Below are 3,649 nucleotides of genomic sequence, written 5' to 3' on the forward strand. Positions count from 1 at the left end.
CGTCGTACGCGGACTGCTCGACATCGAGGTCCCGGTCCACGGCGTGCTCTGCTTTGTTGAAGCAGACTGGCCTCTCATCGGCGGCACCTTCACCACCCGTGGCGTGCAAGCCCTGTGGCCCAGAAAGCTCTACCCCCAGTTGGAGGCCGAAGGGTCCTTCGCCGCCGACACCATCGCCGAGATGCACCGGAAGCTCGCCTACGCACTACCTGCTGCTTGAAAGGATAGGGTGCGCCCGACAAGCGGCGGATAGAAGCATGGAGCCCGGGTGCGGCTCAGGCGTCGGCCTCGATCGCGAATGTGTTGCCGTCAGGATCTTGGAACCACGCGATGCGACCGCCACCGGCTCGAGGAGTGATTCCTTTTGCGTCATGTTCGTACGCGTCGTAGCGGACGAACTCGACGCCAGCAGCCGCCAGGTCCTCAACCATCGCGTCGATGTCACCGACGTACCAAGTGGCCAATGTCGCTGGTGACTGTCCAGCCGTGGGGGACTGGTACACATTGAGCGCCGGGCCACCGCCGGATCCATAGACCCGGCTGCCGTCTGGGATAGCAGCGCTAGGGCCGGACTTTAGTGGTGGCAGGCCCAGTTGGCCTTCGTAGAACGCGATGGCGCGCCCTATGTGGGATACGGCGACTGACGTTCTGGAAGTCGCTCAACGGCATGGTCCCGGCTCCCTGGCACGAGGAATCGACGCCAACCATTGTCGCCCCGCAACGACCCGCGGTGCGCGCGCAGGGCGTCGTCAGGTCGTCGGGCCGCCCCCGCTCCCGCACGCACTGACGTGGCGAAGTGACGCACTCAGCCAGCGTGTGCCGGTTACGCAAAAGGCCAACCATCRCAATGACGCATCAGAACTGAAAACGGGTCAGGCCGCCCGGTTCCGTCGCTAGGACCACGGTGGCCGAGCGTGGCTCGATGCGATACACATTCCACGGCGGCGGTCCTTGCGACGGTGCGTTGAACGGCGCTGTGATGCCCGACCCTGTCTCGTCGGGCTCCGCTGGCCAACCGCTGTCCGCCCAGACCTTCGCAATGCGTGCCACTACCGCCGGCTCGGTCACCCGAGTTGCGTCACCCTCGATCACCACGTCGGCGTCGCGGATCGAGACCGCAACAGAACACCGAGGGTCCCGCGCGACGTTGCGCCCCTTGCGTGTAGTCGCGCCCGTCTGGAACCAGAACGCGCCGTCCACCCAGACCGCACCGACCGCAGTCACGTGCGGGCTGCCGTCCGCGTTGATGGTGCACAACCAGGTCGTACGCGTGTTCGCTGCACCCGGTGCCGGCGCCGAACCCGCATCGAGCTTCGCCACAACGGCGGCCCAATCCACCGGCGGGAGCCCGTCCGCGTTTCCCAGATTGATGGCCTCCATCTCCCCAACGTAACTGCCTACTGCCCTCCGGCAGGCCCCAATTGCGAAGAGAGGCAGGCGCCGTGTTGGTGCTAGGTCGGCGAACCAGCCGGGGTCCATGTCTCCCTGGCTACTCATCGGCGCCGGTCCGGCGGCCTGACCCGAGGGTCAACTCCTGACGCGGCGAAGTGGGGCACTCTCCGGCCCTCGTTCGGCCAGCCGATCCGTCATCGCGGCGGTGTCAGGGGCGCACGACCTCAGGGCCGCTGGCGCCGGCCCGCTCTGCCAGGGTCTCGGGTGAAATCAGGGTTCATGACCGGACAGCCGACAGGCAGCCTGGCCTGGTCGCCCGGGTCCGAACCGACCACGATTGCGCGCGTCTGGCCCGGACAAGCCGGCCAACCACGGTCTTGTGCCGCGCTGACAGGGGGTACGAGACTTTTCTTGACTGGTCCGCGGTGGCCCAGCCGGGAAGCAGAAACGAGTCACAGATGACTGAAGAGGAGAACAAATCCGCCGCCCGTCGCTTCTTTGAGGCTGGCTGGAACACGGGCGACCCCGTTCCATTGAAGGCCTTTCTGGCCGATGACTTCGTCAGCCACAACTCACTGAATTTCTCGATTCAGAGTTCTGACGAGTACTGCCAGGGCGTGATCGCGTACCGTGCGGCCTTCCCGGACCTCATCACGTCGGTCGAGGACGTCATCGCGGAGGGCGACAGGGTTGTGGTCCGTGGGACGGATCGGGGGACCCACCAAGGCGAGTTCATGGGCCATCCTGCTACCGGCCGGCTGGTTACAACGACGTGGATCGAGATCTTCCGAATGAAGTCGGGCAAAGCAGTGGAGGGCTGGGTCGAGTCTGACACCAAGGGTCTGACGGAGCAGCTCAGTACGTGACCTGCGCCRGTGCCGCACCCCGTGACGTCCGGGCGCAGCCTGTCGGGAGGTCCAGGTCGGGTCATGACCACAGGATTGAAGCCACGACACACGGGTCCTCAACCAGCTTCAGCATCGGGCCGGAACAAACCGTGTCGTGGCGGCGCACCTTCAGGCTTGGAAAGGGTTCGCACGGTCTGCGCCTGATCGGCGACTTGAAGCCATGATGCCCGCCGGGACGCGGAACGTGCCGTGGGAAACGCCAGGCAGGCCGAGTACGGAGTCCACCTCGTCTCTTGAAAGGTAGCCGTCGTGCCCGGCCACTCGGGTGATCACGTCGACGAGGAGCTCGATCTCCTCGAGCAGTTGATTGTCGAGGAGGTCGTGCCGCTGCGGCGGTACGACCTCGTCGGTCCTCTGAACGTAAAGGGTGCCTTCTGGCATGGGGTGATCTCCTCGTTAGGCGCTCCGTATGGCCGTCCTGTCGCGCGTAGGAGCGGTCCGTCCCGCTCGAGCCGAGGAGCTGCTCCCCGCGACGGAGCCGTSACCTCCGACCGACCGGACGGTCACGAACCGATCTACCGGTCAGCTCGCATCGCCATCAAGCGCGCCTACCCGGCCTGTGACGCCATTCCTGCCCGAAGGGCAGACTTCCATGAGGTGATGTCGGGCCGCTTCCGGAGCAGCGCCCGGCGCTCCCGCTCCGTCATGCCTCCCCACACCCCAGAGTCTGTCCTGCTGTCCAAGGCCTCGGCCAGGCACTGCGCGAGGACCGGACACGTCTTGCAGACGGCCTTTGCGGCATGCTGGGCCTTGCCCCGGACGAACAACGACTCAGGGTCCTGGCCGGCACAGTTGGCCTCCCTGGCCCACTCGTCCACCCACAGATCCACCGTTGCGACAGCACTCATGACAACCACCCCTCCCCGGCCCGGCGCCTCCCATGACTACCGGGCCGACCCGGGCCGTCACACCGGCCCCGATCATGCGGACCCCCACAGGCCCAGGGAAGACACTACGAGCGCAAGCGTTGTCCCGATATAGCCCATTTGGACCGTTTTACGGCACAACTGACTAGTCACTTTTGTCCAGTTCTGCTGATCACCCCGGCCAGGCTGGAGAGGTCTGCAGCTGCGAACCGACGTGGAACTTACGCGGAGCTGGGACTGTAGCGTCCGTCGTCCTCGCCCGTCTTGGGGCGAAAGGGCGCAACTCGAGTGCAGTGCGCACGGAGGGTTGGCCGCGACCGGCACCCAGCGTGACAGGTCAAACGTGGCATCGCGGCTCCCGGCCGCCGCTGCTGCGCGAAGATGATGGGCATGAGCCCTACTCGGCATGACGAGGTTGAGCGCAAGTATGACGTCGACTCGACGATGGTGTTGCCGAACCTGGCCGAGGCTGAGGGCGTGGGC

The 3,649-nt window shown here is 65.8% G+C and carries 4 protein-coding genes and 2 pseudogenes; 2 read left to right on the plus strand and 4 right to left on the minus strand.

Annotation, left to right across the window (positions count from 1 at the left end):
* Positions 1–220: pseudogene (locus tag AC1DP0_RS19600) on the plus strand (NERD domain-containing protein); the annotation flags it as partial.
* A gap of 55 nt (positions 221–275) precedes the next feature.
* On the opposite strand, the pseudogene AC1DP0_RS19605 reads toward AC1DP0_RS19600, so the two are convergent.
* Both AC1DP0_RS19605 and AC1DP0_RS19610 read right to left on the minus strand, forming a co-directional pair.
* Positions 276–635: pseudogene (locus AC1DP0_RS19605) on the minus strand (VOC family protein); the annotation flags it as partial.
* A gap of 220 nt (positions 636–855) precedes the next feature.
* Positions 856–1,380 carry a pyridoxamine 5'-phosphate oxidase family protein gene (locus tag AC1DP0_RS19610; protein ID WP_478087791.1) on the minus strand — a complete coding sequence of 175 codons (525 nt, stop codon included), beginning with the start codon at positions 1,378–1,380 and terminating at the stop codon, positions 856–858.
* A 470-nt stretch (positions 1,381–1,850) separates the two neighbouring features.
* Between AC1DP0_RS19610 and AC1DP0_RS19615 the strand changes: the two genes are divergently transcribed.
* Complete coding sequence (locus AC1DP0_RS19615; protein WP_478087794.1) at positions 1,851–2,258, plus strand: ester cyclase; 408 nt, start codon at positions 1,851–1,853, stop codon at positions 2,256–2,258.
* 150 nt (positions 2,259–2,408) lie between these two features.
* On the opposite strand, the gene AC1DP0_RS19620 is transcribed toward AC1DP0_RS19615, so the two are convergent.
* Together AC1DP0_RS19620 and AC1DP0_RS19625 are read right to left on the minus strand one after the other, a co-directional pair.
* Entirely contained in the window at positions 2,409–2,681 is a 273-nt protein-coding gene (locus AC1DP0_RS19620) for a hypothetical protein (protein ID WP_478087797.1), read from the minus strand.
* A gap of 167 nt (positions 2,682–2,848) precedes the next feature.
* On the minus strand, positions 2,849–3,148 hold the full coding sequence (locus AC1DP0_RS19625; RefSeq protein ID WP_478087799.1) for a WhiB family transcriptional regulator: 300 nt from the start codon (positions 3,146–3,148) through the stop codon (positions 2,849–2,851).
* Positions 3,149–3,649 lie beyond the last annotated feature (501 nt).

The organism is Terrabacter sp. P5_B1, from assembly GCF_056400505.1.

What these genes read in the sequence shown, in the direction of transcription:
- AC1DP0_RS19615 (WP_478087794.1), top strand. Translation starts at nt 1,851, where the DNA reads ATGACTGAAGAGGAGAACAAATCCGCCGCCCGTCGCTTCTTTGAGGCT.
- AC1DP0_RS19610 (WP_478087791.1), bottom strand. Translation starts at nt 1,380, where the DNA reads ATGGAGGCCATCAATCTGGGAAACGCGGACGGGCTCCCGCCGGTGGAT.
- AC1DP0_RS19625 (WP_478087799.1), bottom strand. Translation starts at nt 3,148, where the DNA reads ATGAGTGCTGTCGCAACGGTGGATCTGTGGGTGGACGAGTGGGCCAGG.
- AC1DP0_RS19620 (WP_478087797.1), bottom strand. Translation starts at nt 2,681, where the DNA reads ATGCCAGAAGGCACCCTTTACGTTCAGAGGACCGACGAGGTCGTACCG.